The sequence below is a fragment of the Mangrovimonas aestuarii genome, assembly GCF_028767185.1.
GTDB classification, from domain to species: Bacteria; Bacteroidota; Bacteroidia; order Flavobacteriales; family Flavobacteriaceae; genus Mangrovimonas_B; species Mangrovimonas_B aestuarii.
The window spans coordinates 230,368-256,922 of the sequence record NZ_JARACK010000003.1 but is presented as its reverse complement, the minus strand read 5'-3'; the positions used below and the strand labels follow the sequence as shown (position 1 = coordinate 256,922).

The window sequence follows — 26,555 nt, the reverse complement described above, 5'->3', positions numbered from 1 at the left end:
CCTTTAAAGGTTGGACTTTTAGTGCTAAATTTACAAAATGTTTCTCGAAAATACAGTAAACCATAAAGAACAATTTGGCTGGATTGAGGTCATTTGTGGGTCGATGTTCTCTGGTAAAACAGAGGAGTTGATCAGAAGATTAAAACGGGCCAAATTTGCTAGACAACGGGTGGAAATCTTCAAACCGGCTATCGATATTCGTTACGACGACGAAATGGTCATATCCCATGATGATAACGAAATTCGCTCCACACCTGTTCCTGCCGCTGCTAATATTCCTATCTTAGCCGATGGCTGTGATGTGGTTGGTATTGACGAGGCACAGTTTTTTGATGATGAAATTGTACGTGTTTGTAATGACTTGGCCAATAAGGGTGTTCGTGTGATTGTTGCGGGTTTGGATATGGATTTTAAAGGAAACCCATTTGGGCCGATGCCCAATCTTATGGCTACTGCGGAATACGTTACTAAAGTACACGCTATTTGTACCCACACGGGTAATTTGGCTAACTATAGCTATAGAAAATCAAAGAATGAAGATTTGGTGCTTTTGGGTGAAACCGAAGAATACGAACCTTTGAGTCGGGCTGCCTATTTCAAGGCTTTGCTGAAGGACAAGGTGAATGCAATGGATGTAAATGCTGAGGAAATTAAACCCAAACAAGAAGAGGAATAGTATGGCTCAAGCACAGGAAACCGTTCTAGAAATCAATCTAAATAATCTGACTCATAATTTTAAGTACTTAAAATCACGATTGAATAAGGAAACAAAAGTTATGGCTGTGGTCAAGGCTTTTGCTTACGGAAGTGATGCCAATGTAATCACGGGTCACCTTCAGGATTTGGATATCGATTATTTTGCTGTGGCCTATACTAATGAAGGTGTTGCTTTGCGTGATGCCGGCATTACTAAACCTATTTTGGTATTGCATCCGCAATCGGTGAATTTTAAAACTATTATCGATCGCTGCTTGGAGCCCAGTTTATATAGCCCATGGGTAATGGATAAATTTATCGAAGTGGCAACAGAAAACAATCAGGTCAATTATCCTGTGCACATTAAGTTCAATACGGGGCTGAACCGATTGGGGTTTAATGAAAGTGAAGTTGAATTTGTTGTTGAAACATTACAGAAAACAAAAGCTGTAAAAGCAGTTTCAATATTTTCCCATTTGGCAGCTAGTGAAGATGAAAAAGAAAAAGCCTTTACTTTAAATCAGATAAATACCTTTAAGGTAATTAGTGAAAAAATTACTTCACAATTGGGATATCAGCCTTTAAGACATCTGTGCAATACTTCTGGGATTTTAAATTACCCAGATGCACATTTCGAGATGATACGTACAGGTATTGGTTTATATGGGTTTGGAAATAGTGCACAAGCAGATGCTCAATTAAAACCAATAGCTACCCTAAAAACCATAATCTCACAGGTACACGAGCTAAGCGAAGGAGATACTGTTGGCTATAACAGAGTCTTTAAAAGTGATGGTAAACGACTCACGGCTACTCTTCCCATTGGGCACGCCGATGGGCTTGGACGCCAATATGGATTGGGAAAAGGGTATGTTACGATTCATGGACATAAGGCGCCAATTATAGGAAATGTTTGTATGGATATGGTAATGGTAGATATTACAGATATTCCATGTAAGGCCGGTGATGAGGTTGTTGTATTTGGAGAGCACCCTACAGCTAGTGATTTAGCCGAATCGGCTGGAACAATTTCCTATGAAATTATCACTTCCATATCCCAAAGAGTGAACCGGGTTTTTATAAAATAATTCTTAACCTATATAGTGTTGTAATGCTTTTTTAGCTACATTTAATAATGTACTAACTTACTAAACACTAAAATAATGGGATTCTTTAAAGACTTCAAGTCCTTTTTGATGAAGGGGGACATTATTAACCTAGCGACAGCCGTAATTATTGGTGGTGCCTTTGGGAAAATTGTAACCTCATTCACTAAGGACATTTTAATGCCTCCAATAGGTGTATTGTTGGGTGATGTCAATTTTACGGATTTAAAGCTGGTACTTAAAGAAGCAACTACCAATGCTGCTGGAGAAGCTGTTCCTGCAGTTACGATAAATTATGGGAGTTTTGTTCAGGTTATCATAGATTTCATAATTATAGGGTTCTGTATCTTTATGGTACTTAAGGCTTATGAGAAATCCAAGAAAAAAGAAGAGGAAGCACCGGCCCCGCCATCTGGGCCAACTCAAGAAGAGCTTTTAACAGAAATACGCGATTTGTTAAAAAAATAACACTCTTGTTAAAATATGTAAATAACCGCCGCTTAAGCAATGCTTTAGCGGCTTTTTTTGTGTTCGTGATTTGATTAATAGTTACTTTTGTGGTCTAAATATTAATTACAGACTATGAAAGTAGCAGTTGTTGGCGCCACTGGTATGGTTGGCGAGGTCATGTTAAAGGTTTTAAAGGAGCGTAATTTTCCTATAACTACTTTAATTCCGGTTGCATCAGAGCGTTCGGTAGGAAAGACCATTTCATTTAACGGTAAAGACTATACAGTTGTAAGATTAAGCGATGCAGTAGCTATGCAGCCAGATATTGCTTTGTTCTCGGCGGGAGGTAGCACATCTTTGGAATGGGCTCCAAAATTTGCTGAAGCAGGAACTACGGTAATCGATAATTCTTCAGCTTGGCGAATGGACCCAACCAAACCATTGATTGTTCCTGAAATCAACGCCGATAAGCTAACAAAAGAAGATAAGATCATTGCCAACCCAAACTGTTCTACTATTCAAATGGTAATGGCTTTGGCACCACTACATAAAGCCTATGGCATTAAACGAATTGTAGTTTCAACTTATCAGTCTATTACAGGAACGGGTGTTAAAGCTGTTAAACAGTTGGAAAATGAAATGGCTGGAGTACAGGGAGAAATGGCGTACCCTTATCCAATTCACCAAAACGCATTGCCTCATTGTGATGTGTTCGAGGAAAACGGATATACTAAAGAAGAGATGAAATTGGTTCGCGAGACCCAAAAAATCCTTGACGATAATACTATAGCTGTAACTGCTACTGCCGTAAGAATACCTACTGCTGGTGGGCATAGCGAATCTGTAAATATCGAGTTTGAAAATGATTTCGACCTTTCCCAAGTTCGCCAAATGCTTCATGAAACACCGGGTGTTGTGGTCCAGGATAATATTGATGTAAATACATATCCGATGCCAATTTATGCTAATGGTAAAGATGAGGTTTTTGTTGGAAGAATTCGTCGCGATGAATCACAACCAAAAACGGTAAATATGTGGATTGTTAGTGATAACCTACGTAAGGGTGCGGCAACAAATACTATTCAGATAGCTGAATATTTGGTGCAGAACAATCTTGTTTAATCTTTGGTTTTTTAATTAAGAAACAATAATATAATACCATAATTTCCTGACAGCTAAGAATTTTTCTATCTTAGGAGTTAATTTGCTATTAATTCCCATATATGAAGAAAAATTACTTAGCTGTTTTTTTTATGGCTGTGGTGTTGTTTTCCTCCTGTTCTGATGATGAAAGCCATTATACTCCTCTTAACATTGAAACCCAGCCAGACCTTGCTGTTACCAGCCAAGGAAATTCAATAGAGATTTCTGTTTTATCTAATGACAGTAATTTGCCAAGTTCGGGGATACTTTCAGTTAGTATGCCAACTCATGGAGAAGCACTAATTTCCGATCCCAATAATACACCAGATAATCCATCCGATGATAAAGTAGTTTATACTCCTAATCAAGGATATTATGGCGAAGATACTTTTCAGTATACTATTTGTTCTTCTAATAATCAATGTGCTACAGAGAATGTGAGCATAAGTGTAAACCCTGTTTCTCCCGTTGTATTTGATTTGGAATCATGGCCATTCCCTAATCTTTCAGATTATAATTTCTATGAAGGTGATTTGGCAGATATGGAACCTGCTTATGGAGTGTTGCCTTATCAGCCAATAAGTATGTTGTTTACGGATTATGCACATAAAAAACGGTTTGTTTGGATGCCTAGCGGAAGTATGGCAACATATACCAACGATCATAGTATTTTGGATTTTCCTGATGGCGCTGTACTCATTAAGAATTTTTATTACGAAAATGTGCAACCATCAAACACTAAACGAATTATAGAAACCCGACTGATGATTAAAAAGGAAGGAGCCTGGGTATTTGCCAATTATATATGGAACGATAGCCAAACAGAAGCTGTTCTCGACCTTAGCGGAGGTTTTACGTCTGTTGAATGGGTGGAAATCGGTGTGACTAAAAACACTAACTATCGTATACCACCAGAAGAGGAGTGTTTTACTTGCCATAAATCAGGCGCGAATAGTATACCTATTGGGATAAAGCCTCAAAACATTAATTGGGATTATCCTTATTCGGATGGTAGTTTGAATCAATTGGAAAAATTGGTTGCTTTCGGGTATCTGGAAAACAATCTGCCTCAAACAATTGAAAGTCTTGTAAACTGGGAAGACCAATCCCAACCATTGGATTTAAGGGCGCGTTCTTATCTTGATATCAATTGTGCTCATTGTCATTCCGATTTAAGGCATTGCGATTACAGACCAATTCGATTTGCTTTTAATGAAAGTGATGATGAAGTTAATCTTGGTGTTTGTGTCGATCCAGATACGACTATAGAGCCATATACACATATTGTTCAACCAGCCAACATTGGCCGTAGTGTGCTTCATTTTAGGATGTCTACAAATGATGAAGAATACCGCATGCCGTTAATGGGGCGCACCATGGTTCATGAAGAGGGTGTTTCCCTTATAGAATCATGGATAAATAGCTTAACAACTTCCTGTGATTAATCAACAAAAAACCAACTAACCAATGAAAAAAATTACTTTACCATTATTACTGAGCTGTTTGGCTTGGGTGTGTAATGCACAAGACACATGTAGTAATGCTTTAATTATAACAGCAGGAACATATACGGTTGCTCAAGTAAATGGAAGCCAAGTTCCGGGTCCTGTATGCATGACAAGTGGATCAAACCAAGTAACTGCAGGAGAATGGTATACCTATACAGCAAACCAAGACCATTCTGTGATTGTGTCAACAAGTTTGTCTCAAAACTCAGGAGGAGATACACGAATACATGTTTACTCTGGAACATGTGGAAGCTTAAGTTGTATAGCTGGTGATGATGACTCTGGAGATGGTTTCCTTTCCGAGGTTACATTTGAGGCTTATGCAGGACAAACTTATTATATTGCCTTTGATGATTATTGGAGCAATGTCGGTTTTGATTTCCAGCTAACGGAATCAGAACCACAAGGAACTGCCCCTATTACATTTGAAAATCAGGCATTAAGTACTAACGGTACCTTTAGGGCAGTAGTGGATATGAATGCCGATTTTCTCGATGATATTGTTTCTGTAACTGCGACCAATATTAATATTCACCATCAAAACGTTGGAGGCGGATTTACTTCAACGAACATAACTACTACACAAGCCGATTATACACCAGGCTGGAGTATGGCTGCTGGTGATTTTGATGGGAATGGTTATAACGACCTGCTTTACGGTAGTGGTAGTGGCGTGACTTTTATGAAGGCAAATGAAGATGGAACTTCCTTTACGGAGATTTCTAGTAGCAATTATGTGTTTTCACAGCGCTCTAATTTTATTGACATTAATAACGATGGACATTTAGATGCGTTTGTTTGTCATGATGTAGCACCTAATGTCTATTATATCAACGATGGGAGTGGCAATTTAGTTTTTCATCAAGGGGAAGATGTAAATGGGGTTCCCAATGGTTTGGGGATTTATCCTTCAGGAGGAAATTATGGATCTATTTGGGTAGATTATGATAATGATCATGATTTGGACATGTTTATTGCTAAATGTGGTGGTGAAGTTGCCCGAAGAACAAATCAGATGCATCGTAACGAAGGGGATGGGAATTTTACAGAAGTAGGTGCTGATATAGGTTTGGCTGACCCTATGCAGACCTGGTCGTCAGCCTGGGGAGATTTCGATAATGACGGGGACATGGATGTGTTTGTGGGAGCAAGTTCTGGGACGCACAAACTCATGGAGAATGATGGAAATGGGAATTTTATTGAGGTTACTGCCGGTTCTGGAATAGAAACTTTAACAGCAACAGGTATAGAAAACGTAACTTACGATTTTGATAATGATGGTAATCTTGATATTTATTCTAATGGAAATATTCTTGTTGGGAATGGGGATTTGACATTTAATGTTTATGAAAATGTTTTGAATTCTAATAATGGAGCTTTTGGAGACCTTAATAACGATGGCTTTATAGATTGTTTTTCTTCTAACACGATTTATATGAATAATGGTAATGATAACAATTGGATTACTATTAATACTATTGGAACATTGAGTAATAAAAATGGAATTGGAGCAAGAATAGAGCTTTATACTGCTGGTGGAACCCAAATTAGAGATGTAAGAAGTGGCGATGGATTTAGGTATATGAGCACCCTTAACACCCATTTTGGCTTGGGTTCTCAAACAGCCATTACCAATATAGTGGTATACTGGCCTTCTGGAACAGTAGATAACATTCTTAATCCATCAATCAATTCTGTACTTACTATCACCGAAGGACAAACATTGTCGGTTGAAGATCGAGAATTGAGTCAGGTTACTGTATATCCAAACCCTGCTAGTGAGACGCTTTTTATTAATTCGACAAAAAATCTTTCGGGTAAGGTCGCTTCGGTTTTTGATATTAGAGGGAAACGTGTTTTAAACTTAAAGTTGAGCGATAATAAATTAGATGTTTCCAATTTACAGTCCGGTATTTATTTGTTGCGATTGGAAGAAAAGGGAAAATCACACATCCAAAAATTTGTAAAACAATAATTACTAAATAAATGATAAAAGAGCCCTGGCATGATACTGTTGGGGCTTTTTTGGTTAATTTTGATAGCCTTACATAAAATAACCTTATGAAACTATTAGCAACCAACGTTTTTTTGGCATTGGCCTTAGTGGCGTGCAAACAGGAAAACACTGAACAAAAAACAATGACATCGCAGTATCCCGACACTAAAACAGTAGATACAACAGACACTTATTTTGGGGAACAGGTAAAAGATCCATATAGATGGTTGGAAGACGACCGTAGTTCAGAAACCGAAGATTGGGTTAAACGACAAAACCAAGCGACTTACGCTTATTTAGATAAGATTCCATACAGAAAAGAGCTTGAAAAAGAATTAAAGGAAATGTGGAATTATGAGCGTATAGGTGCTCCTTTTAATGAAGGTGATTATACCTACTTCTACAAAAATAATGGACTGCAAAATCAATCTGTGCTTTACCGTAAAAAAGGTAAGGATGGTGCAGAGGAAGTGTTCTTAGATCCTAACACGTTTAGTCAAGACGGGACGACTTCTCTAGGGCAGATTCAGTTTTCTGAAAACGGGAAACTTGCCGCCTATACTATTTCAGAAGGAGGTAGTGATTGGAGAAAGTTGCTGGTGATGGATACAGAAAATAAAACCATAGTAGAAGACACCTTGGTAGATATTAAGTTTACCCAAATTGCCTGGAAAGCTAACGAAGGGTTTTTCTATTCCAGTTACGACAAGCCAGAGGGGAGTGAACTTTCGGCAAAAACAGACCAGCATAAAGTGTACTATCATAAATTAGGAACACCTCAAAGTGAAGATACTTTGATTTATGGAGGGACTGAGGACGAAAAACACCGTTATATCTATGCGCATGTAACCGAGGACAATCATTACCTTCTGCTATCACCAAGAGTTTCTACCTCTGGGAATAAACTATTCATAAAAGACTTGACAAAAGAGAATAGTCCTTTGGTTTCTATTTTGGAGCATACGGATAGCAATACTAGTTTGCTTGACAATGTTGGAGATAAGCTTTACTTAGTTACTAATTTAAATGCAGCCAACAATAGAGTTGTTATTGTAGATGCTAAAGACCCAACCCCAGATAATTGGGTTGACTTTATTCCAGAAACAGATCATGTGCTTAATGTAACAAAAGGAGCTGGTTACATTTTCGCATTATATATGGTAGATGCTCTATCGCAGGTTAATCAGTATGATTACGAAGGAAACAAGGTTCGTGAGATTTCACTTCCTGGTCAGGGATCTGCTTCGGGATTTTCAGGAAAGAAAGAAGATAAGGAGCTTTATTTCTCATTTACAAATTATAAGACACCTTCAACGATTTACAGTTTTAACCCGGAAAGTGGTGTTTCTTCTGTTTATAAAAAACCAAAAGTGAATTTCAATCCTGATGACTATGAAAGCAAACAGGTGTTTTACAATTCAAAAGACGGGACAAAGGTTCCTATGATGATAACTTACAAAAAGGGATTGGAGCTTGACGGAAAGAATCCGACCATTTTATATGGATACGGAGGTTTCAATGTTTCCTTGACGCCATCTTTTAGTGTTGCCAATGCCGTTTGGATGGAACACGGAGGTGTATATGCTGTGCCAAACCTTCGTGGAGGGGGAGAGTATGGAAAAGAATGGCACGATGCAGGAACTAAAACCCAAAAGCAAAATGTATTTGATGATTTTATCGCTGCTGCAGAATACTTGATAGAAAGCAAGTATACCTCTTCTGAATATTTGGCGATTAGAGGAGGGTCCAATGGAGGACTTTTGGTCGGAGCTACAATGACACAGCGTCCAGACCTTATGAGTGTGGCTTTACCTGCAGTAGGCGTTATGGATATGTTGCGTTATCATACCTTTACTGCTGGTGCAGGATGGGCATACGACTATGGAACAGCGGAAGACAGCAAAGAGATGTTTGAGTACCTTAAAGGATATTCACCTGTACATAATGTAAAGGCAGGTGTAGAGTACCCCGCTACTTTGGTTACCACTGGTGATCATGACGACCGTGTAGTGCCAGCCCATAGTTTTAAGTTTGCTGCAGAATTACAGAGTAAGCAGATGGGAGATAACCCAACATTGATTAGAATAGAAACTGATGCAGGGCACGGTGCAGGTACACCTATTAGTAAAACCATTGAGCAATATGCTGATATATTTGGTTTTACACTTTACAATATGGGATTTAAAGTATTGCCTGGAAAAACCAAGGAAGATATTAAAGGGTAAATTAACCTCTTTGAAAAGCAAAAAATGCCAACTGAAAGTGTGGCTTTTTACGTTTACCGAAATTGTAAGTATATTCATCGATTTTTATAATAGTTGCCTTTAGAAAGTTATATATTGGGTTTGTAACAATCTAAAAAAGAGGCTTTAACAATATAAAGTTAAACCATCAAAAATAGAGTATAACTCTAGAAAATTTTAAATCATGAAAAAGGTCTCCCTGCTTCTTTTGTGGTTTGGTCTTTCCCAATTAGCTTTTTCCCAGACTTCTATTGTCTTGGAAAAAAATAATGGAACCTATAAAATACCGTGTAATGTAAACGGACTGAATATGTCCTTTGTTTTCGATACGGGAGCATCAGACGTTACACTTTCAACAACTGAAGCGGTATTTATGATCAAAAACGGATATTTATCCCTTGACGATATTTTTGGATCTACCAAATATCAGATCGCAAATGGAAAATTTCAAGAAGGAACGCTCGCAATTCTGAGGCATATTGAGATTGCAGGGTATCACCTTTATAATGTTAAGGCTAGTATAATTCATAGCCCAAATGCACCGTTGCTTTTGGGGCAATCGGCATTGAGCAAACTTGGGTCTTTTCAATTTGACTATGACAAAGGTAAACTCACAATATTAAACAGCCACAATGACAATGTAAAAGAATACGGCTGTGTTTGGGGCGACTGTGTAAATGGTAGTGGTAAGTTTGTTTATTCCGATGGGAGTACATACGAAGGTGAGTTTGAGAACGGTATGCGTTACGGAAATGGCAAACAGTACTTTGGTTCGGATATGCAATACGCTGGTCAGTTTAAAGACGATGAGTTTAATGGTAAAGGTGTTTTAATTTTCTCAAATGGAAACATATATGTAGGTGAGTTTAAAAATGGAGAATACCATGGGTTGGGCCGACTGCAGTATTTTAATGATGAGAAGTATGAAGGTCAGTTTATTGAAGGGAATTTTAATGGTAGAGGAACCTATATTTGGCCAAATGGTAACAGGTATGAAGGCTCTTTTGTGAATGGCAAATGTAGTGGAAGAGGAAAGTTTGTTACATACGATGGGCAAGCCTATGCGGGCATTTTTAAAAATGACCAATACATAGGAAAATAAGTGTTAACTTTATATGAGATTACACGACATTTATTCCCCAGCCGACTTAACCGATTTTTAAAATTAAAGTCGATGAAAACTTTTTTTCCCGTTATTATTGCCATAGTAACCATTTTTCTAGTTGTTTTCATAATTAGTAAAAAGGAGAATCAATCTTGGTCTCAGCTATCGCCAACCCAAAGAAAAGCACGACTCGTACTATTGGTGTTTGGATTGTTGTTTTTCGTCATAGGTATTCTGTTTTATATGTATTTTGAAGGGTAGTTTATGCAATTTCCTTCCTGAAAATTTCCAATAAAAAAACCCGAAGCAACGCATTGCTCCGGGTAATGTAAAGTTGATTTATAACTCAGTAATTTAGTCTCTAAGAACGCCTCTTGAAATTACGATTTTTTGAATTTCAGAAGTTCCTTCATAAATCTGAGTAATTTTAGCGTCACGCATTAAACGCTCTACATGATATTCTTTTACGTATCCGTTTCCACCGTGAATTTGAACGGCCTCAACAGTAGTGTCCATTGCTACTTGTGAAGCATATAGTTTTGCCATAGCACCACTCATATCGTAGTTGTTTTTGTTGTCTTTGTCCCAAGCAGCTTTTAAGCATAGCATTCTGGCAGCTTCAATTTCAGTTGCCATATCAGCCAATTTAAAGGCGATGGCTTGATGGTTGCAAATTTCAGTTCCGAAAGCCTTACGTACTTTAGAGTACTCTTTTGCTAATTCGTAAGCTCCAGATGCAATACCCAATGCTTGAGAGGCGATACCAATACGTCCACCTGAAAGGGTTTTCATAGCAAATTTGAATCCAAAACCATCTTCACCAATACGGTTTTCTTTAGGAACCTTAACATCGGTAAACATTAAAGAGTGTGTATCGCTACCTCTAATACCCAACTTTTGTTCTTTAGCTCCAATTTCAAAACCTTCCCAACCTTTTTCAACAATAAAAGCGTTGATTCCTTTGTGCTTTTTCTCTACATCGGTTTGGGCAATTACCAGGTAAAAATCAGCAGTACTACCATTGGTGATCCAGTTTTTAGTACCGTTTAATAGGTAGTGGTCACCTTTGTCGATAGCAGTTGTTTTCTGAGAAGTTGCATCACTTCCCGCTTCTGGCTCACTTAAACAGAAAGCACCGATTGATTCTCCTGTAGCTAACTTGGTTAAATATTTTTGTTTTTGCTCTTCAGACCCAAAAGTCTCAAGCCCCCAACATACCAAAGAGTTGTTTACAGACATTACAACAGATGCAGAAGCATCTACCTTCGAGATTTCTTCCATAGCCAACACGTACGATACGGTATCAAGGCCACTCCCTCCGTACTTAGGGTCAACCATCATTCCTAAAAATCCTAGTTCACCCATTTTCTTGATTTGTTCATGTGGGAACTCTTGTTTCTCGTCGCGCTCAATTACGCCTGGTAGTAATTCGTTTTGGGCAAAATCACGTGCCGCATCACGAATCATAATATGCTCTTCTGTTAGATTAAAATCCATGTCTACAGTTTAATAGTTTTAAAAAAAATGATAAAAATGCGCCCAAAGATAACCCTTTATTGGCACTTTTTTAAATTAGGATGGCTAATTTTACCCCTTATGTTGAAAACCCATTATAACCTTATTGGCGTAATGTCAGGGACTTCCTTAGACGGTATTGATCTGGCACATGTAGCTTTTAAAAAGCAAACGGCTTGGAGCTTTACTATTTTAGAGGCCGAAACCATTCCTTATCCAAAAGAATGGAAAGAACGGTTATCGAAGCTTACCAAGTACACTAAAGAAAAATTAGTTGAAACAGACCGTGATTACACAGAATACTTAGCTACCATAATTAATACATTTATTAATGAGCATGGTATAAAAAAGTTAGATGGGGTTTGTTCGCATGGTCATACAGCTTTGCATAGACCTGAAAATGGGTTGACCTACCAAATAGGAAACTTACCCATTTTGTCTAAACTTATTAATCAAATAGTAGTTTGTGATTTTAGAGTTCAAGACGTTGCTATGGGTGGTCAGGGTGCGCCTTTGGTACCTATTGGAGACAGGTTGCTGTTTTCTGAATATGATTATTGCCTTAATTTAGGTGGTTTTGCAAATATTTCTTTGGAAAAAGAAGGGGATAGGACAGCCTTCGATATCTGTCCGGTAAATATTGTTTTGAATCATTATGCTAATCTGCTTGGATTACCATACGATGAAAGTGGAGCTATAGCCTCAAAAAATCAAGTTAATGAAGAACTGCTTAAGTCCCTTAATGCTTTGGGTTTTTACAATCTAAGTCCACCAAAATCGCTGGGATTTGAATGGGTACAGGAAATGATATTTCCGCTTATTGATGAATTCAATCTATCTGCAGAAGAAGTTTTGGCAACATTTACTATGCACATTGCTGTTCAGATTAGCAATCAATTGAAAAAAAATAATCAAGCTAAGATGCTAGTTACGGGGGGAGGTGCTTACAATGCTTTTTTAATAGGGTTAATTCAGGAGTTAACAGAGGTTGAGGTAGTTGTCCCCTCATCAAAAATAGTTGAGTTTAAAGAGGCCTTGATCTTTGCGTTTTTGGGGTTATTGAGGTTGAGAAATGAGATTAATTGTTTAAGCAGTGTAACAGGGGCTAATAAAAATCACAGTTCAGGCAAGATCTATATGCTTTAAAAAATACACAAATAGATAAGAAACCCTGTATTGTTTTTTATATTTGTTGGCATTTCAAAAGAACTAATTAATCAAAATGAAAGAATTACTAAAGAAATACGAAGAGAAGTCTCCTGAAATAGTTTTTAATTGGAAAGATCCGGAAACAGAAGCAGAAGGGTGGACCGTTATAAACTCTTTGCGCGGTGGCGCAGCTGGAGGAGGAACACGTATGCGTAAAGGGTTGGACATGAATGAGGTTTTGTCTTTGGCAAAAACTATGGAAGTGAAGTTTACCGTTTCAGGACCTGCAATTGGTGGTGCTAAGTCTGGAATTAACTTTGACCCCAGCGATCCTAGAAAAAAAGGAGTGTTAGAGCGTTGGTACAAAGCTGTTTCTCCATTATTGAAAAGCTATTACGGTACAGGTGGAGATTTGAACGTAGATGAAATTCATGAAGTAATTCCTATCACAGAAGAAAGCGGGGTATGGCATCCACAAGAAGGGGTGTTTACAGGACACTTCAAGCCTACAGAAGCAGATAAAATTAATAGAATAGGGCAGTTACGCCAAGGAGTAATCAAAGTCTTGGAAAACCCTAACTACTCTCCTAGAGTAGACAGAAAATATACAGTAGCAGACATGATTACCGGGTTTGGTGTAGCTGAAGCCGTAAAACATTTTTATGATATCTATGGAGGCTCTGTGGAAGGTAAGCGTGCGGTAGTTCAAGGATTTGGAAATGTAGGTGCTGCTGCGGCTTTCTATTTAGCAAAAATGGGAGCAAAAGTTGTTGGAATCATTGATGTTGTAGGTGGATTGATTAAGGAAGAGGGCTTCTCTTTTGAAGAAATTACAGAGCTTTATTTGGCTAAGAAAGGAAACAACCTAAGTGCAGATAACTTGATTCCTTTCTCAGAAATCAACGATAAAATCTGGAGCTTGCAAACAGAGATTTTTGCGCCATGTGCAGCGTCTAGATTGATTACTCAAGATCAGATTGACCAAATGATAGATAGTGGTTTGGAAGTGATTTCTTGTGGAGCAAATGTACCTTTTGCTGACAAGGAAATTTTCTTTGGACCTATAATGGAATATACAGACAGAAAAGTGAGCCTAATTCCAGATTTCATTTCAAACTGTGGTATGGCTCGAGTGTTTGCTTACTTTATGGAAGGTCGTGTACAGATGACAGATGAAGAAATCTTTAATGACACTTCAAACATCATAAAGCAAGCTATCCAAAACGTGCATAACCAAAACCAATCAAAAACAGAAATCAGCAAAACTGCATTTGAGATTGCCTTAAAGCAGCTTGTGTAATTAAAATTAAACAAAATGGAATCAATAATCATTTGTGTGTTTGCTCTTGGCTATTTGGCCATAACATTGGAGCATAGTATAAAAATTGACAAACTTATCCCGGCTTTAATCATGATGGCTGTTTCGTGGGCGCTTATTGCATTGGGTCTTGAGCATTTTCCTAATTGGTTCGATTCCGCGCAGCATCATTTGCTGGAGAATTTTGGGGCATTGGAGCATGAGAAAAAAGTGCACCTTATGGAAGAAACCTTGCTTCACCACTTAGGGAAAACAGCAGAGATTTTAATTTTCCTTTTAGGGGCGATGACCATAGTTGAAATCATTGATTATTTCGATGGGTTTTCTACCATTAAGTCGTTTATAAAAACCAAAAGTAAGAAGAGAATTCTTTGGATTTTTGGCTTTTTGGCTTTTTTCCTTTCTGCAATAATCGACAACCTTACTGCTACTATTGTGCTTATTTCAATTTTGCAAAAGCTTGTAAGAGAGAAAGAGGTTAGAATGTTTTATGCGGGCTTAATTATTATTGCTGCAAATGCCGGTGGTGCATGGTCTCCTATCGGAGATGTAACAACTACAATGTTATGGATTGGTAAAAAAGTAACTGCAGGGCATTTGTTTGTTTATCTTTTTGTGCCGTCTTTGCTTTGTATGATTGTGCCGTTTTTAATTGCATCTTTTCTACCGGTATTTAGTGGGAGTTTACAACAGGAAGATGACGATGATAAACCTAAAAGTAAACACAGCAGTAAAATGTTTTACTTAGGTCTTGGGGCAATTGTTTCTGTTCCGGTTTTTAAAGGAATAACACATTTACCGCCTTATGTAGGAATGATGTTTGCCTTAGGGGTTGTTGCCGTTTTTGCAGAGCTTTATAGTAGTTCTAAGTTCAGTATGACTGAGTTTAGTGCAGAAGAGAGCGATGCAAACGCGCATCATAGTCCTGTGCATTATTCTTTATCCAAGATTGAGTTGCCAAGTATACTGTTCTTCTTGGGGATTTTAATGGCGGTTGCTGCATTAGAATCTTTAGGGACTTTGTTTGGGTTTGCGACATTGTTACAAGATAACATGCCAATGTTGGGGACAGAATTCCATCATGAAGGTGTGTCCGATTTAGTAGTGTTGCTTCTAGGAGTTGGCTCTGCGGTAATCGACAACGTGCCTCTGGTTGCTGCCAGTTTAGGAATGTTCTCTGAGCCGATAGATAATGAGCTATGGCATTTTATTGCTTATTCTGCTGGGACAGGAGGAAGCATGTTGATTATAGGTTCTGCTGCAGGAGTAGTTGCAATGGGAATGGAAAAAATAGATTTTTTCTGGTATCTAAAGAAAATAGCTTGGTTGGCTTTGATAGGTTTTCTGGTAGGAGCGGCAACATTCATGTTCACCAGAACTTTGTATTAAGAATATAATTTCGCATCAAATCTAACGTTATCACAATAGCAAAATCGATTAATATATGTTAAGTGCATTGATACAAGATGCCCAAGAAGGGGCAGAAGTTGTAACAGATGGAGAGTCTGTTGAAAAAACCCTCTCGATAGTCGAATTGATTATGAGTGGAGGCATAGCAGGACAAGTAATCATACTATTACTTTTTGTTCTGCTTATTCTGGCCTCTTATATTTATTTTGAGCGCCTGTTTGCTATTAAGGCGGCGTCAAAGGTGGATGCGAATTTTATGAATCAAATAAAGGATCATGTCAGTAATGGCAAGATAGATTCTGCTCAAGTATTATGTGCACAGGTTAATACTCCAGTGTCTCGTTTGATAAGTAAAGGTATTAGTAGAATTGGAAAACCGTTGGAGGATATCAATACTGCCATTGAAAACGCTGGTCGTTTAGAAGTTTACGGGCTTGAAAAAAATGTTAGTATTTTGGCAACCATTTCTGGTGCTGCACCTATGATTGGCTTCTTGGGGACCGTTATTGGGATGATCCTTTCTATTTTCGAGATTGCCAATTCTGGCGGTCAGATTGATATTAAACTTTTAGCCGATGGCCTTTATACGGCTATGACAACTACTGTTGCCGGGCTAATAGTTGGTATTGTAGGCTATATTGCCTACAATCACTTGGTTGTACGTACCGATAAGGTTGTGTATCAAATGGAAGCTAATTCGCTAGAGTTTTTAGATCACTTAAACGAACCTACCTAATATGAACATTAGAGGAAGAAATAAAGTAACACCGGAATTCAATATGTCGTCTATGACGGATATTGTATTCCTGTTGCTTATCTTTTTTATGCTTGCATCGACTTTGGTTACTACTAATGCGATAGATATTTTGTTACCCAAAGCTAGTGGGAAAACGGAAAACAAAAAATCTGTAGCCGTAAGTATTAAAAAGGATTTAACCTACTACATTGACCAGAATCAGGTGGGAGAAAGTACTCTTGAAACTAAGCTGATTGAAGCGCTTGCTGGAGACGAAAAACCTACTATTGTTTTGAGGGCAGAAAAGTCTGTGCCTGTAGAAAATGTAGTAAAGGTTATGGATATCGCCAATAGAAATAAGTTCAAAGTGATATTGGCTGTAAAGCCAAATAACTAAATGAAATATCTTGAAACCAAATATGAGCGTGATTCTGCAAAGATTACGGCCTTAATTGCTGTAATCTTATTGCTACTCATGTTTGTGGCAGGTATGCCTTTTATGGACCCTCCATTGGAATATGGTGTATCCGTTAATTTTGGAACAAGTAATGTTGGGAGTGGTGATATTCAACCTAAAGCTCCTGTAAAATCAGAGCCTCAGGAAATAGAAAAGCCTCCACAACCAGATGTCTCAGAACCTGAACCATCTTCTCCTCAGGAAACCAAATCAGAAGATGTTATTACTCAGGATTCAGAAGAGAGTATAGCCATTAAAAAACAAAAAGAGGCTGAAGCTAAGGCAAAAGCTGAAGCTGAGGCTAAGGCAAAAGTAGAGGCCGAGAGAAAAGAAAAAGAACGTAAAGAGCAAGAAGCTAAAAAGAAAAATCTTGATGCTTTAATTGGTGGAGTCGCAAAATCTGAGGGAACTGAAACAGGGGGAGAAGGAGATGATAATCTAGGAGGAGATAAAGGTCAGTTAGATGGAGACCCGTATGCTCCAAGTTATTTTGGTCAAGGAGGATCGGGAAGCGGAGGAGTTGGTTACGGGCTTAACGGAAGAGGAAACGCAACCTATGATAAAATTAAACAGGATTGTAATGAGTCTGGGTTGGTAATTGTAAAGATTGTTGTAAATCGAAATGGAGATGTTATAGAAGCTGTTCCTGGGGTGAAAGGAACAACCAATACAGATCCTTGTTTGCTAGATCCAGCTACTAAAATTGCCAAATCCCATAAATGGCGCCCAGATCCTAAAGCGCCAGCCAAACAAATTGGTTTTGTTAAAGTAAACTTCAACTTAGGTCAATAATATTATGACTTATCAAGAAACCTTGCATTGGATGTTTGAGCAACTTCCTATGTATCAGCGTCAGGGTAAAACAGCCTTTAAGAAAGATCTATCGAATACAATTAAGCTGGCAAGTCATCTTGGGAATCCCGAGACGAAGTTCAAATCCATTCATGTGGCAGGAACCAATGGTAAGGGGTCTACAAGCCATATGTTGGCCTCTATTCTTCAGGAAGCTGGTTATAAGGTAGGGCTTTATACGTCACCTCATTTAAAGGATTTTCGTGAGCGGATTAAAATTAATGGCGAACCAGTAAGTGAATCTTTCGTTGTAGATTTTATTCAAGATAATAAGGCGTTTTTCGAGGCTAATAAACTTTCGTTTTTTGAAATGACAGTAGGTATGGCTTTCGATTATTTTGCCAAAGAGAAGGTTGATATTGCTGTGATTGAAGTAGGTATGGGTGGTCGATTGGATTCCACGAATATTATTATTCCAGAGTTATCAATTATTACAAATATAGGTTTGGACCATACTCAGTTTTTAGGTGATACTCTAGAGGAAATAGCTGCTGAAAAAGGAGGAATAATAAAAGAAGGTGTTCCCGTAGTGATTGGGGAAACCAATTTAAAAACTAAACCCGTTTTCCAACAAATCGCTAAAGAAAGAAAAGCAGACATAAAGTTTGCCGATGAAATAAATGAGGTGGTTTTAAAATCAGATCTAAAAGGAGTTTATCAAAAGCATAATATTAAGGCAGTACTTCAATCAATTCAGGTACTTAAAAGTCTAGGTTTTCAATTAGAAGATAAAGCTGTTTCAAATGGATTGTTAAATGTTGTAAAAAATACTGGGCTTATGGGTAGGTGGCAAGTTTTACAGAAAAAGCCTAAAGTAATTTGTGATACCGCCCATAACAAGGAAGGGCTAACCTATGTGATGAGTCAATTAAATGAAGAGAGTTACGATAGGTTACATATTGTTATTGGGGTTGTCAATGATAAAGATTTAATGAGCATCATTCCTCTTTTTCCAAAAGATGCCACTTATTATTTTGCCAAACCTGATATTCCAAGAGGACTGGATGCTTTTCATTTAAAGGAATTTTTTGTTGATAATGGTTTTTTGGGAGAAGTATACGCCTCAGTAGGTGAAGCTTATCGTGCTGCTTTAGAAGGGGCTGCGGAAAATGATTTGGTTTTTGTTGGAGGAAGTACATTTGTGGTGGCAGAAATAATTTGATTTTTTTTTCAAAAAGTTTTTTCAAATTAAAAAACTCGTTTATATTTGCAGTCCAATTACGCAGGGCGCGTAGCTCAGTTGGTTCAGAGCACTTGGTTTACACCCAAGGGGTCAGGGGTTCGAATCCCTTCGCGCCCACAGAATTTAAAACCCGAAGTGAAAGCTTCGGGTTTTTTTTGTTTTGAAATATTGATCTCAGTAATAATGTAGTATTTACCTTTCTGCTTATAGTGTTCTTCAGTTGTTTGTTGCTTTTGCTATAATTTCATTTAGATATTGTCTTTTAAAACTTGTCTATTTCAATTAGTGCATTATTTTTACTTTAGAATTGGAGTTTTTTGATTTCTCTACTCAGAATAATTAGCTGTTTTTATTTGTGAATAGGAGAATAACACCGACATGCATTTTGTCGATTAAAAGTTTTTTTTGCAGATGTTCTCATTGGGCTCTCTAACTTTTGTAGGTTTTTTTTTATATTTTTACACTGAATGACGAGCAGGTATAAAATTATTATTTACTTTCTTTTTGCACTAGCGATGATTTGCAGTGGCAATAATGGTTTTGCTGCTTCAAGTTTACTTCAAGATCCGCCCGTGCCAATACCTCCGCCTCCAGGGCTGCCTATTGATGGAGGGGTGTTAATAACAGTTTTTGCAGGGGTGATTTATGGTGTGGTTAAACTTGTGAAAAAAAAATAATATTTATTTGTTGGCTTCGAGTAATCGTTTTACATACTTTCCCAAAACATCAAATTCTAAATTCACAACGGTTCCTGTTTCAAAGGTTTTAAAGTTTGTGTGTTCAAAAGTGTAGGGAATAATTGCAACGCTAAAGGAGTCTAATTTCGAATCAACCACCGTTAAGCTTACCCCGTTAATCGTTATGGAACCTTTTTCTATGGTAACATTGTTTAGAACGTTGTCGTATTCAAAAGTGAAAATCCAACTGCCTTCTGCGTTTTTAATATTAGTACAAGTGGCAATTTGATCCACATGGCCTTGAACAATATGTCCATCCAATCGATCGCCAAGCTTCATGGCGCGCTCAAGGTTTACGGAATCGTCAACTTTTAAAGTGTTAAGATTGGTTTTGTTTAGGGTTTCCTGTATTGCTGTAACGGTGTATTCGTTATTGTTGATCTCAACCACGGTTAAACAAACTCCATTATGTGCCACGCTCTGGTCGATTTTTAGTTCGGGTGTGATATTGCTTTCTACGGTTATATGTAGGTTTTCCTTGTCCTTTACAATTTGTTTGACTGTTCCAATACTTTCTATGATCCCCGTAAACATATGGTCTAATTAATTTGGTTAAATTTGCATCAGCAAAAATACAACCTTTTTAATGAAGAAAGACGAGAACATTATTGTAGGCATTTCTATAGGCGATTTAAACGGAATAGGAGGCGAAGTTATTTTAAAAACTTTTGAAGACCCCAGAATGCTGGAGTTTTGCACGCCAGTGATTTTTGCCTCGGTAAAAACTATTACTTTCCTTAAAAAACACTTTAACTTCGATATTAAGTTTAACGGTATTAATGCTATTGATCAAATACTTCATGGAAAGATTAATGTGTTCAATGTTTGGAATGAACATGTAAATGTTTCGTTTGGAGCAGAGGATGTGAAAATGGGAAAGTATGCTATTAGATCGTTGCAAGCTGCGACTAAGGCTTTAAAGGAAGGCGGTGTAGATGTATTGGTTACAGCTCCAATTAATAAGCGTAATATACAGTCGGAATCATTTAAGTTTCCTGGTCATACTGATTATTTGGCAAAGGAGCTGGGAGGGGATAGTCTTATGTTTATGGTAACCGATGATTTAAAAGTTGGTTTGCTTACAGACCATGTTCCTGTAAAAGATGTGCCTGCAACTATTACAGAGGAGTTGATTTTTAAAAAAATAGAAGCTATTCATAATTCGCTTAAGCAGGATTTCTGGGTTAGCAAACCAAAAATTGCTGTTTTGGGAATTAATCCCCATACAGGCGATCAAGGTGTGATAGGGAAAGAAGACGATACTGTTTTAAGGCCAGCAATTGCTAAACTGAAAGATAAAGGTATGCTGGTATTTGGTCCTTACGCAGCTGATAGCTTTTTTGGATCGGATAATTACAGACAGTTTGATGCTATAATTGCATCATATCATGATCAAGGTTTAATCCCGTTTAAAACATTGACTTTTGGTAAAGGTGTAAATTATACTGCAGGATTAGATAGAGTTAGAACATCTCCAGACCATGGTACTGCGTATGAAATTGCTGGAAAGGGAATAGCAGATGCTAGTTCTTTTAAGGAAGCGCTTTTTGAGGCAATACAGATATTTCGCAATAGAAAAGAATATCATCGACTTACAAAAAATCAGTTGAAAAAATCTGCCCGATGATATGAACAAAAAATTGTTAATAAGTACGTTGGGTAAATAAAAATTTATATATTTGCAGGCTCAAAATAGATGTGAAAATGAAGCTGTTGAAAGAATTTAACATTCAGTTTGTAGGGTTAAAAGTAGGAACACATCATTTTGATTATCAAATTGAAAAGGAGTTCTTTGACCATTTTGAGTATGACGATTTTAATGCGGCTAATGTAAAGGCAGATGTGACTTTAATTAAGAAAGAAACTTTATTGGAATTACACTTCGATATTAAAGGAACGGTAAATGTAAATTGTGATATTACTAATGAACCTTATGATCAAAAGATTGCCAATGCATTTGATTTGGTTGTAAAGTTTGGGGAAGAGTATAATGATGAGGATATAGATATGCTTATCATCCCACATGGAGAGTATCAGATTAACATACAACAATATCTCTATGAGTTTATTGTTTTGTCATTGCCAACAAAGCGTATGCATCCAGGTATTAAAGACGGAAGCCTTAAAAGTGATATACTTGATAAATTAGAAGAACTTAGCCCTAAGGCTGTAGAAGAAAATAAAAAAGAAGAAGAAGAGGAAACAGATCCTCGTTGGAATACATTAAAGCAACTATTAACGGATAAATAACTAAAAAATGGCACATCCTAAGAGAAAAATCTCTAAAACTAGAAGAGATAAGAGAAGAACACACTATAAAGCAACTGCGCCACAAATTGCTACGTGTCCTACAACAGGAGAGGCTCACCTTTACCATAGAGCTCACTGGCATGAAGGAAAGCTGTATTACAGAGGTCAAGTATTGATTGACAACTCTGAGGCCGAAGAAAATTTAGCATAATTGCTATGCATGCATACATAAAGCGCTCACTTGTGAGCGTTTTTTTTATGATATATTTTTCTAATCCTCAAAAACCACTTAATTTGCACATTATTTAAGTCAAAACAGCCTGTTTTTTATCTGTTTAAGGCAAAAAAGCGAATTGTTTTGATGGATTTAATTTAAATGTTATGAGTAAAATCTCAGCAGCCATTACAGCTGTTGGCGCATATGTGCCAGAGTATGTGTTGTCCAATCAGATTCTTGAGACGATGGTGGACACCAATGATGAATGGATTACCTCTAGAACAGGAATCAAAGAGCGCCGCATTTTAAAAGAGGAAGGTAAAGGAACCTCTTTTATGGCAATAAAAGCCGCTCAACAACTTCTAGAAAAAAGAAACTTAGACCCTAAAGAAATAGATTTGGTTATTGTTGCTACTGCAACACCAGATATGCCAGTGGCATCTACAGCGGTTTATACTGCTACGCAGATAGGAGCTGTTAATGCTTTTGCTTACGACTTGCAGGCAGCATGTTCTAGCTTTCTCTATGGACTTTCTACGGCGGCCAGTTATATAGAGTCTGGAAGATATAAAAAAGTACTTTTAATAGGTGCTGATAAAATGTCTTCTATTATCGATTATACAGATAGGGCTACATGTATCATTTTTGGTGATGGGGCTGGAGCTGTGCTTCTTGAGCCTAACACAGAAGGTCTAGGGCTTCAAGATGAATATTTAAGAAGTGATGGTCAAGGGCGTGAATTTTTAAAGATCGATGCTGGTGGATCAATTTTACCAGCTGACGAGGAAACTGTTAAAAATAGACAGCATTTTGTTCACCAAGATGGGCGTACGGTTTTTAAATTTGCTGTTTCCAATATGGCCGATGTATGTGAAAAAATAATGGAAAGAAACAACCTAACTCATAATGATGTGTCTTGGTTGGTTCCACACCAAGCTAATTTGCGTATTATTGATGCTACTGCCAATAGAATGAATCTAGACGATTCTAAGGTGTTGAAGAACATTCACCGTTACGGAAATACTACATCTGCTACACTTCCGTTACTTTTAAGCGATTTCGAATCACAATTCAAAAAAGGAGATAATTTAATATTTGCTGCCTTTGGCGGTGGATTTACTTGGGGTTCTGCTTACTTGAAGTGGGCCTACGACTCAAAGAACTAACTGACTAAGAATAATCTAAATAACTTAATTATGGATTTAAAGGATATTCAAAACTTAATCAAATTTGTAGCCAAGTCAGGTGCAAGTGAGGTTAAACTTGAAACAGATGACGTAAAAATTACCATCAAGACAGGTGGTGACGAAAAATCTGAAACTACTACATACGTACAACAAATTCCAATGGGTGCGCCAATGGCACAAGCTCCAGTTGCAGCACCACAGGCAGCAGCTCCTGCTGCAGATGCTCCTGCTGCTCCAGCGACAGCTAATGAAGATTCTAAATACATTACCATTAAGTCTCCAATAATCGGAACTTTTTATCGTAAGCCTTCTCCAGACAAGCCTTTATTTGTAGAAGTAGGGCAAACAATCAAAGAAGGAGATGTGTTGTGTATTATCGAAGCTATGAAATTGTTTAACGAAATTGAATCTGAAGTATCAGGTAAAATCGTTAAAGTATTGGTAGATGATTCATCTCCAGTAGAATTCGATCAACCTTTATTCTTGGTAGATCCATCATAAGTCTTTAAAAATTCCAATATAAACCCCCCAAGACCTACCATAATTTAGGATAATTGGGTATGAGGAATTTTGAAATTTTTAAATCAAGACAGATATGTTTAAAAAAATATTGATAGCTAACCGCGGAGAAATCGCTTTACGAGTTATTAGAACTTGTAAGGAGATGGGTATTAAGACTGTTGCTGTTTACAGTAAAGCCGATGCCGAAAGTCTTCACGTGAAGTTTGCCGACGAAGCCGTTTGTATTGGCCCGGCACCTAGTTCGGAATCATACCTTAAAATGTCAAACATAATCGCTGCTGCCGAAATTACCAATGCAGATGCGATTCACCCAGGATATGGTTTCCTTTCAGAAAATGCTAAGTTCTCTAAGATTTGTGAAGAGCACAATATCAAGTTCATCGGGGCATCTGCTGAGATGATCGAGAAAATGGGAGATAAAGCTACTGCAAAAGCAACTATGAAAGCTGCTGGTGTACCTTGTGTTCCAGGAAGTGATGGTATTATTGCCAATTATGAGCAATGTGAAAAATTAGCAGAAGAAGTTGGGTATCCTGTAATGCTTAAAGCTACTGCCGGTGGTGGTGGTAAAGGTATGCGTGCTGTTTGGAAAAAAGAAGATTTAAAACCGGCTTGGGATTCTGCAAGACAAGAAGCTAAAGCGGCCTTCGGAAATGACGGAATGTATATGGAGAAGCTTATTGAGGAGCCTCGCCATATCGAGATCCAGGTTGTTGGAGATTCTTCAGGTAGAGCGTGTCACTTGTCAGAACGTGATTGTTCTGTGCAGCGTCGTCACCAAAAGCTTACTGAGGAAGTGCCTTCTCCTTTCATGACTGACGAATTGCGTGAGAAAATGGGAGATGCAGCTGTAAGAGCTGCAGAATTTATCAAGTATGAAGGGGCTGGAACCGTTGAGTTCCTGGTAGACAAGCACCGCAACTTCTACTTCATGGAGATGAATACACGTATTCAGGTAGAGCACCCAATTACTGAACAGGTAATTGATTATGATTTGATTCGGGAGCAAATTTTAGTCGCTGCAGGTGTGCCAATCTCTGGTAAAAACTATACGCCAAACCTACATTCTATTGAGTGTAGAATTAACGCGGAAGATCCTTATAACGATTTCCGTCCTTCTCCAGGTAGAATTACAACTTTACATGCTCCAGGAGGGCATGGAGTAAGATTGGATACTCACGTATATGCAGGGTACATCATTCCGCCTAACTATGACTCAATGATTGCTAAGCTTATTACTACGGCTCAAACCCGTGAAGAAGCAATTAATAAAATGAAGCGTGCTTTAGATGAGTTCGTAATTGAAGGTATTAAGACTACTATTCCTTTCCATAGACAGCTTATGGACAACCCAGATTATTTGTCGGGTAATTACACCACTAAGTTCATGGAAGACTTCGAAATGGCCCCACAAGTCGAAGAATAAAGAAAATAAATAAACTTCTGAAACCCCGTTAATTCGGGGTTTTTTTATGCTTAAATTTATTGAAAGAGGATTTTATTTGGTTGTTGCTTTTATTGTTTTAAGTTGCTGTTAAACAATGCGTTCTGCATTGTTTTTATAGTTGAAATTTGCTTAACAAAACAAAAAGTATAACTTTGCACAAAATTATTCTTTAACCTTAAAATCATTCGTATAGCATGCAACTGTACAATAAATTAAGTGCTAAGGAAAGAGCAGATCTTATTGAAAAGGCGGGAAAAGACCGCTTAACGCTTTCCTTTTACAAATACGCAAAAATTAAAGACCCTCAACTTTTTAGAGACCAACTTTTTATAGCTTGGGACGTGCTGGATGTACTTGGTAGAACATATGTCGCCAAAGAGGGAATCAATGCTCAAATTTCTCTGCCAGCAGATAACTTTGAAGCTTTTAAACGTCATTTAGATGGAATATCCTTCTTAAAAAATGTTCGTTTAAACGTAGCAGTCGAGCAGGATAACATGTCCTTTCTTAAGTTAAAAATAAAAGTTAAGGATAAAATTGTAGCTGATGGTCTTAATGATGAGACTTTTGATGTTACAAACAAAGGTGTTCATGTAAATGCAGAGAAGTTTAATGAACTTATCGAGGACCAAAATACTGTTTTGGTGGACATGCGTAATCATTACGAAAGTGAAATAGGTCATTTTAAAAATGCGATTAAACCAGATGTCGATACGTTTAGAGAGTCTTTACCTATTATAGAAAGCGACCTAAGTGAATTCAAAGAAGAGAAAAATCTTGTAATGTATTGTACAGGAGGGATTCGTTGTGAAAAAGCCAGTGCCTATTTTAAACACAAAGGCTTTAAAAACGTTTTCCAGCTTGAAGGAGGGATTATTGAATATACACGTCAGGTAAACCAAAAAGGACTTGACAACAAATTTATCGGGAAAAACTTTGTGTTTGATGACAGAAGGTCTGAACGGATATCTGAGGATGTGATTGCCAATTGTCACCAATGTGGAAAGCCATGCGATACCCATACCAATTGTGCTAACGATGCATGTCACTTGTTATTCATTCAATGTGATGAATGTAAAGAGGAAATGAATAATTGTTGCTCTACAAGTTGTAAGGACATTCATGCATTACCGGTTGAAGATCAAAAAGCACTTCGTAAGGGGCAGGGTAATAGCAATGATATTTTCAAGAAAGGTAGAGCCGATCACTTACCGTTTAAAAAAGATTTGAGAAATATTTTCGAAGTTTTAAAAGAAAGTAACGCGAACTAAACAAGATTGTTTATTTCATCAATAAAAAGCTGAAGCCACAGAAACTTAATTCTGTGG

At 37.6% G+C, this 26,555-nt stretch carries 26 protein-coding genes and 1 tRNA gene; 25 read left to right on the top strand and 2 right to left on the bottom strand.

Annotation, left to right across the window (positions count from 1 at the left end; all coding sequences use genetic code 11):
• Nucleotides 1–37 precede the first annotated feature (37 nt).
• The 9 genes from PWU04_RS05880 to PWU04_RS05840 all read left to right on the top strand — a co-directional run bounded on the left by PWU04_RS05880 (nt 38) and on the right by PWU04_RS05840 (nt 10,508).
• Nucleotides 38–676 (top strand): thymidine kinase, encoded by a 639-nt coding sequence (locus PWU04_RS05880; RefSeq protein ID WP_274474945.1) that lies wholly within the window; start codon nt 38–40, stop codon nt 674–676.
• Nucleotide 677: 1 nt separating this feature from the next.
• The gene (alr, locus tag PWU04_RS05875; protein WP_274475027.1) at nt 678–1,784 is read left to right on the top strand and encodes an alanine racemase; all 1,107 of its coding nucleotides are present in this window, start codon (nt 678–680) and stop codon (nt 1,782–1,784) included.
• A 75-nt stretch (nt 1,785–1,859) separates the two neighbouring features.
• Nucleotides 1,860–2,270, top strand: a complete 411-nt coding sequence (gene mscL / locus PWU04_RS05870; protein ID WP_274474944.1) for a large-conductance mechanosensitive channel protein MscL — start codon at nt 1,860–1,862, stop codon at nt 2,268–2,270.
• A 114-nt stretch (nt 2,271–2,384) separates the two neighbouring features.
• Nucleotides 2,385–3,374, top strand: coding sequence for an aspartate-semialdehyde dehydrogenase (locus tag PWU04_RS05865; RefSeq protein WP_274474943.1), 990 nt, complete (start codon nt 2,385–2,387; stop codon nt 3,372–3,374).
• Nucleotides 3,375–3,475: 101 nt separating this feature from the next.
• Nucleotides 3,476–4,840 carry an Ig-like domain-containing protein gene (locus PWU04_RS05860; protein WP_274474942.1) on the top strand — a complete coding sequence of 455 codons (1,365 nt, stop codon included), beginning with the start codon at nt 3,476–3,478 and terminating at the stop codon, nt 4,838–4,840.
• 22 nt (nt 4,841–4,862) lie between these two features.
• On the top strand, nt 4,863–6,878 hold the full coding sequence (locus PWU04_RS05855; RefSeq protein ID WP_274474941.1) for an FG-GAP-like repeat-containing protein: 2,016 nt from the start codon (nt 4,863–4,865) through the stop codon (nt 6,876–6,878).
• 86 nt (nt 6,879–6,964) lie between these two features.
• The gene (locus tag PWU04_RS05850; RefSeq protein ID WP_274474939.1) at nt 6,965–9,124 is read left to right on the top strand and encodes a prolyl oligopeptidase family serine peptidase; all 2,160 of its coding nucleotides are present in this window, start codon (nt 6,965–6,967) and stop codon (nt 9,122–9,124) included.
• Between the two features lie 202 nt (nt 9,125–9,326).
• Nucleotides 9,327–10,244, top strand: a complete 918-nt coding sequence (locus PWU04_RS05845; RefSeq protein ID WP_274474938.1) for a retroviral-like aspartic protease family protein — start codon at nt 9,327–9,329, stop codon at nt 10,242–10,244.
• Nucleotides 10,245–10,316: 72 nt separating this feature from the next.
• On the top strand, nt 10,317–10,508 hold the full coding sequence (locus PWU04_RS05840; RefSeq protein ID WP_274474937.1) for a hypothetical protein: 192 nt from the start codon (nt 10,317–10,319) through the stop codon (nt 10,506–10,508).
• Between the two features lie 93 nt (nt 10,509–10,601).
• Here PWU04_RS05840 and PWU04_RS05835 read toward each other — a convergent pair whose 3' ends face one another.
• Nucleotides 10,602–11,744 carry an acyl-CoA dehydrogenase gene (locus tag PWU04_RS05835; RefSeq protein WP_274474935.1) on the bottom strand — a complete coding sequence of 381 codons (1,143 nt, stop codon included), beginning with the start codon at nt 11,742–11,744 and terminating at the stop codon, nt 10,602–10,604.
• 99 nt (nt 11,745–11,843) lie between these two features.
• Here PWU04_RS05835 and PWU04_RS05830 point away from each other — a divergent pair, with 99 nt between their 5' ends.
• The 9 genes from PWU04_RS05830 (at nt 11,844) to PWU04_RS05790 (ending at nt 19,544) form a co-directional block, all read left to right on the top strand.
• On the top strand, nt 11,844–12,908 hold the full coding sequence (locus PWU04_RS05830; protein WP_274474934.1) for an anhydro-N-acetylmuramic acid kinase: 1,065 nt from the start codon (nt 11,844–11,846) through the stop codon (nt 12,906–12,908).
• Between the two features lie 76 nt (nt 12,909–12,984).
• Nucleotides 12,985–14,211, top strand: coding sequence for a Glu/Leu/Phe/Val dehydrogenase dimerization domain-containing protein (locus tag PWU04_RS05825; RefSeq protein WP_274474933.1), 1,227 nt, complete (start codon nt 12,985–12,987; stop codon nt 14,209–14,211).
• A gap of 15 nt (nt 14,212–14,226) precedes the next feature.
• Nucleotides 14,227–15,618 carry a sodium:proton antiporter NhaD gene (nhaD, locus tag PWU04_RS05820; protein ID WP_274474932.1) on the top strand — a complete coding sequence of 464 codons (1,392 nt, stop codon included), beginning with the start codon at nt 14,227–14,229 and terminating at the stop codon, nt 15,616–15,618.
• A 55-nt stretch (nt 15,619–15,673) separates the two neighbouring features.
• Nucleotides 15,674–16,375 (top strand): MotA/TolQ/ExbB proton channel family protein, encoded by a 702-nt coding sequence (locus PWU04_RS05815; RefSeq protein WP_274474931.1) that lies wholly within the window; start codon nt 15,674–15,676, stop codon nt 16,373–16,375.
• Between the two features lies 1 nt (nt 16,376).
• Nucleotides 16,377–16,772, top strand: a complete 396-nt coding sequence (locus PWU04_RS05810; protein WP_274474929.1) for an ExbD/TolR family protein — start codon at nt 16,377–16,379, stop codon at nt 16,770–16,772.
• Complete coding sequence (locus tag PWU04_RS05805; protein ID WP_274474928.1) at nt 16,773–17,624, top strand: energy transducer TonB; 852 nt, start codon at nt 16,773–16,775, stop codon at nt 17,622–17,624. It begins immediately after the preceding gene.
• 4 nt (nt 17,625–17,628) lie between these two features.
• On the top strand, nt 17,629–18,846 hold the full coding sequence (locus tag PWU04_RS05800) for a bifunctional folylpolyglutamate synthase/dihydrofolate synthase (RefSeq protein ID WP_274474927.1): 1,218 nt from the start codon (nt 17,629–17,631) through the stop codon (nt 18,844–18,846).
• Between the two features lie 63 nt (nt 18,847–18,909).
• A tRNA-Val gene (locus PWU04_RS05795) sits at nt 18,910–18,984 on the top strand.
• Nucleotides 18,985–19,334: 350 nt separating this feature from the next.
• Nucleotides 19,335–19,544 (top strand): PID-CTERM protein-sorting domain-containing protein, encoded by a 210-nt coding sequence (locus PWU04_RS05790; protein WP_274474926.1) that lies wholly within the window; start codon nt 19,335–19,337, stop codon nt 19,542–19,544.
• Nucleotides 19,545–19,547: 3 nt separating this feature from the next.
• Here the strand turns inward: PWU04_RS05790 and PWU04_RS05785 are convergent, their stop codons facing one another.
• Nucleotides 19,548–20,138, bottom strand: coding sequence for a riboflavin synthase (locus PWU04_RS05785; RefSeq protein WP_274474925.1), 591 nt, complete (start codon nt 20,136–20,138; stop codon nt 19,548–19,550).
• Nucleotides 20,139–20,190: 52 nt separating this feature from the next.
• Between PWU04_RS05785 and pdxA the strand changes: the two genes are divergently transcribed.
• From pdxA to trhO, 7 genes are all read left to right on the top strand, one after another.
• Nucleotides 20,191–21,231 (top strand): 4-hydroxythreonine-4-phosphate dehydrogenase PdxA, encoded by a 1,041-nt coding sequence (gene pdxA / locus PWU04_RS05780; protein ID WP_274474923.1) that lies wholly within the window; start codon nt 20,191–20,193, stop codon nt 21,229–21,231.
• A 77-nt stretch (nt 21,232–21,308) separates the two neighbouring features.
• Nucleotides 21,309–21,854 (top strand): YceD family protein, encoded by a 546-nt coding sequence (locus PWU04_RS05775; protein WP_274474922.1) that lies wholly within the window; start codon nt 21,309–21,311, stop codon nt 21,852–21,854.
• A gap of 7 nt (nt 21,855–21,861) precedes the next feature.
• Complete coding sequence (rpmF, locus tag PWU04_RS05770; RefSeq protein WP_232633779.1) at nt 21,862–22,065, top strand: 50S ribosomal protein L32; 204 nt, start codon at nt 21,862–21,864, stop codon at nt 22,063–22,065.
• Between the two features lie 170 nt (nt 22,066–22,235).
• The gene (locus PWU04_RS05765; protein WP_274474920.1) at nt 22,236–23,237 is read left to right on the top strand and encodes a beta-ketoacyl-ACP synthase III; all 1,002 of its coding nucleotides are present in this window, start codon (nt 22,236–22,238) and stop codon (nt 23,235–23,237) included.
• A 30-nt stretch (nt 23,238–23,267) separates the two neighbouring features.
• On the top strand, nt 23,268–23,759 hold the full coding sequence (gene accB, locus PWU04_RS05760) for an acetyl-CoA carboxylase biotin carboxyl carrier protein (RefSeq protein WP_274474918.1): 492 nt from the start codon (nt 23,268–23,270) through the stop codon (nt 23,757–23,759).
• Nucleotides 23,760–23,853: 94 nt separating this feature from the next.
• Entirely contained in the window at nt 23,854–25,206 is a 1,353-nt protein-coding gene (accC, locus tag PWU04_RS05755) for an acetyl-CoA carboxylase biotin carboxylase subunit (protein ID WP_274474917.1), read from the top strand.
• Between the two features lie 215 nt (nt 25,207–25,421).
• Nucleotides 25,422–26,498 carry an oxygen-dependent tRNA uridine(34) hydroxylase TrhO gene (gene trhO, locus PWU04_RS05750; protein WP_274474916.1) on the top strand — a complete coding sequence of 359 codons (1,077 nt, stop codon included), beginning with the start codon at nt 25,422–25,424 and terminating at the stop codon, nt 26,496–26,498.
• Nucleotides 26,499–26,555: the final 57 nt, after the last annotated feature.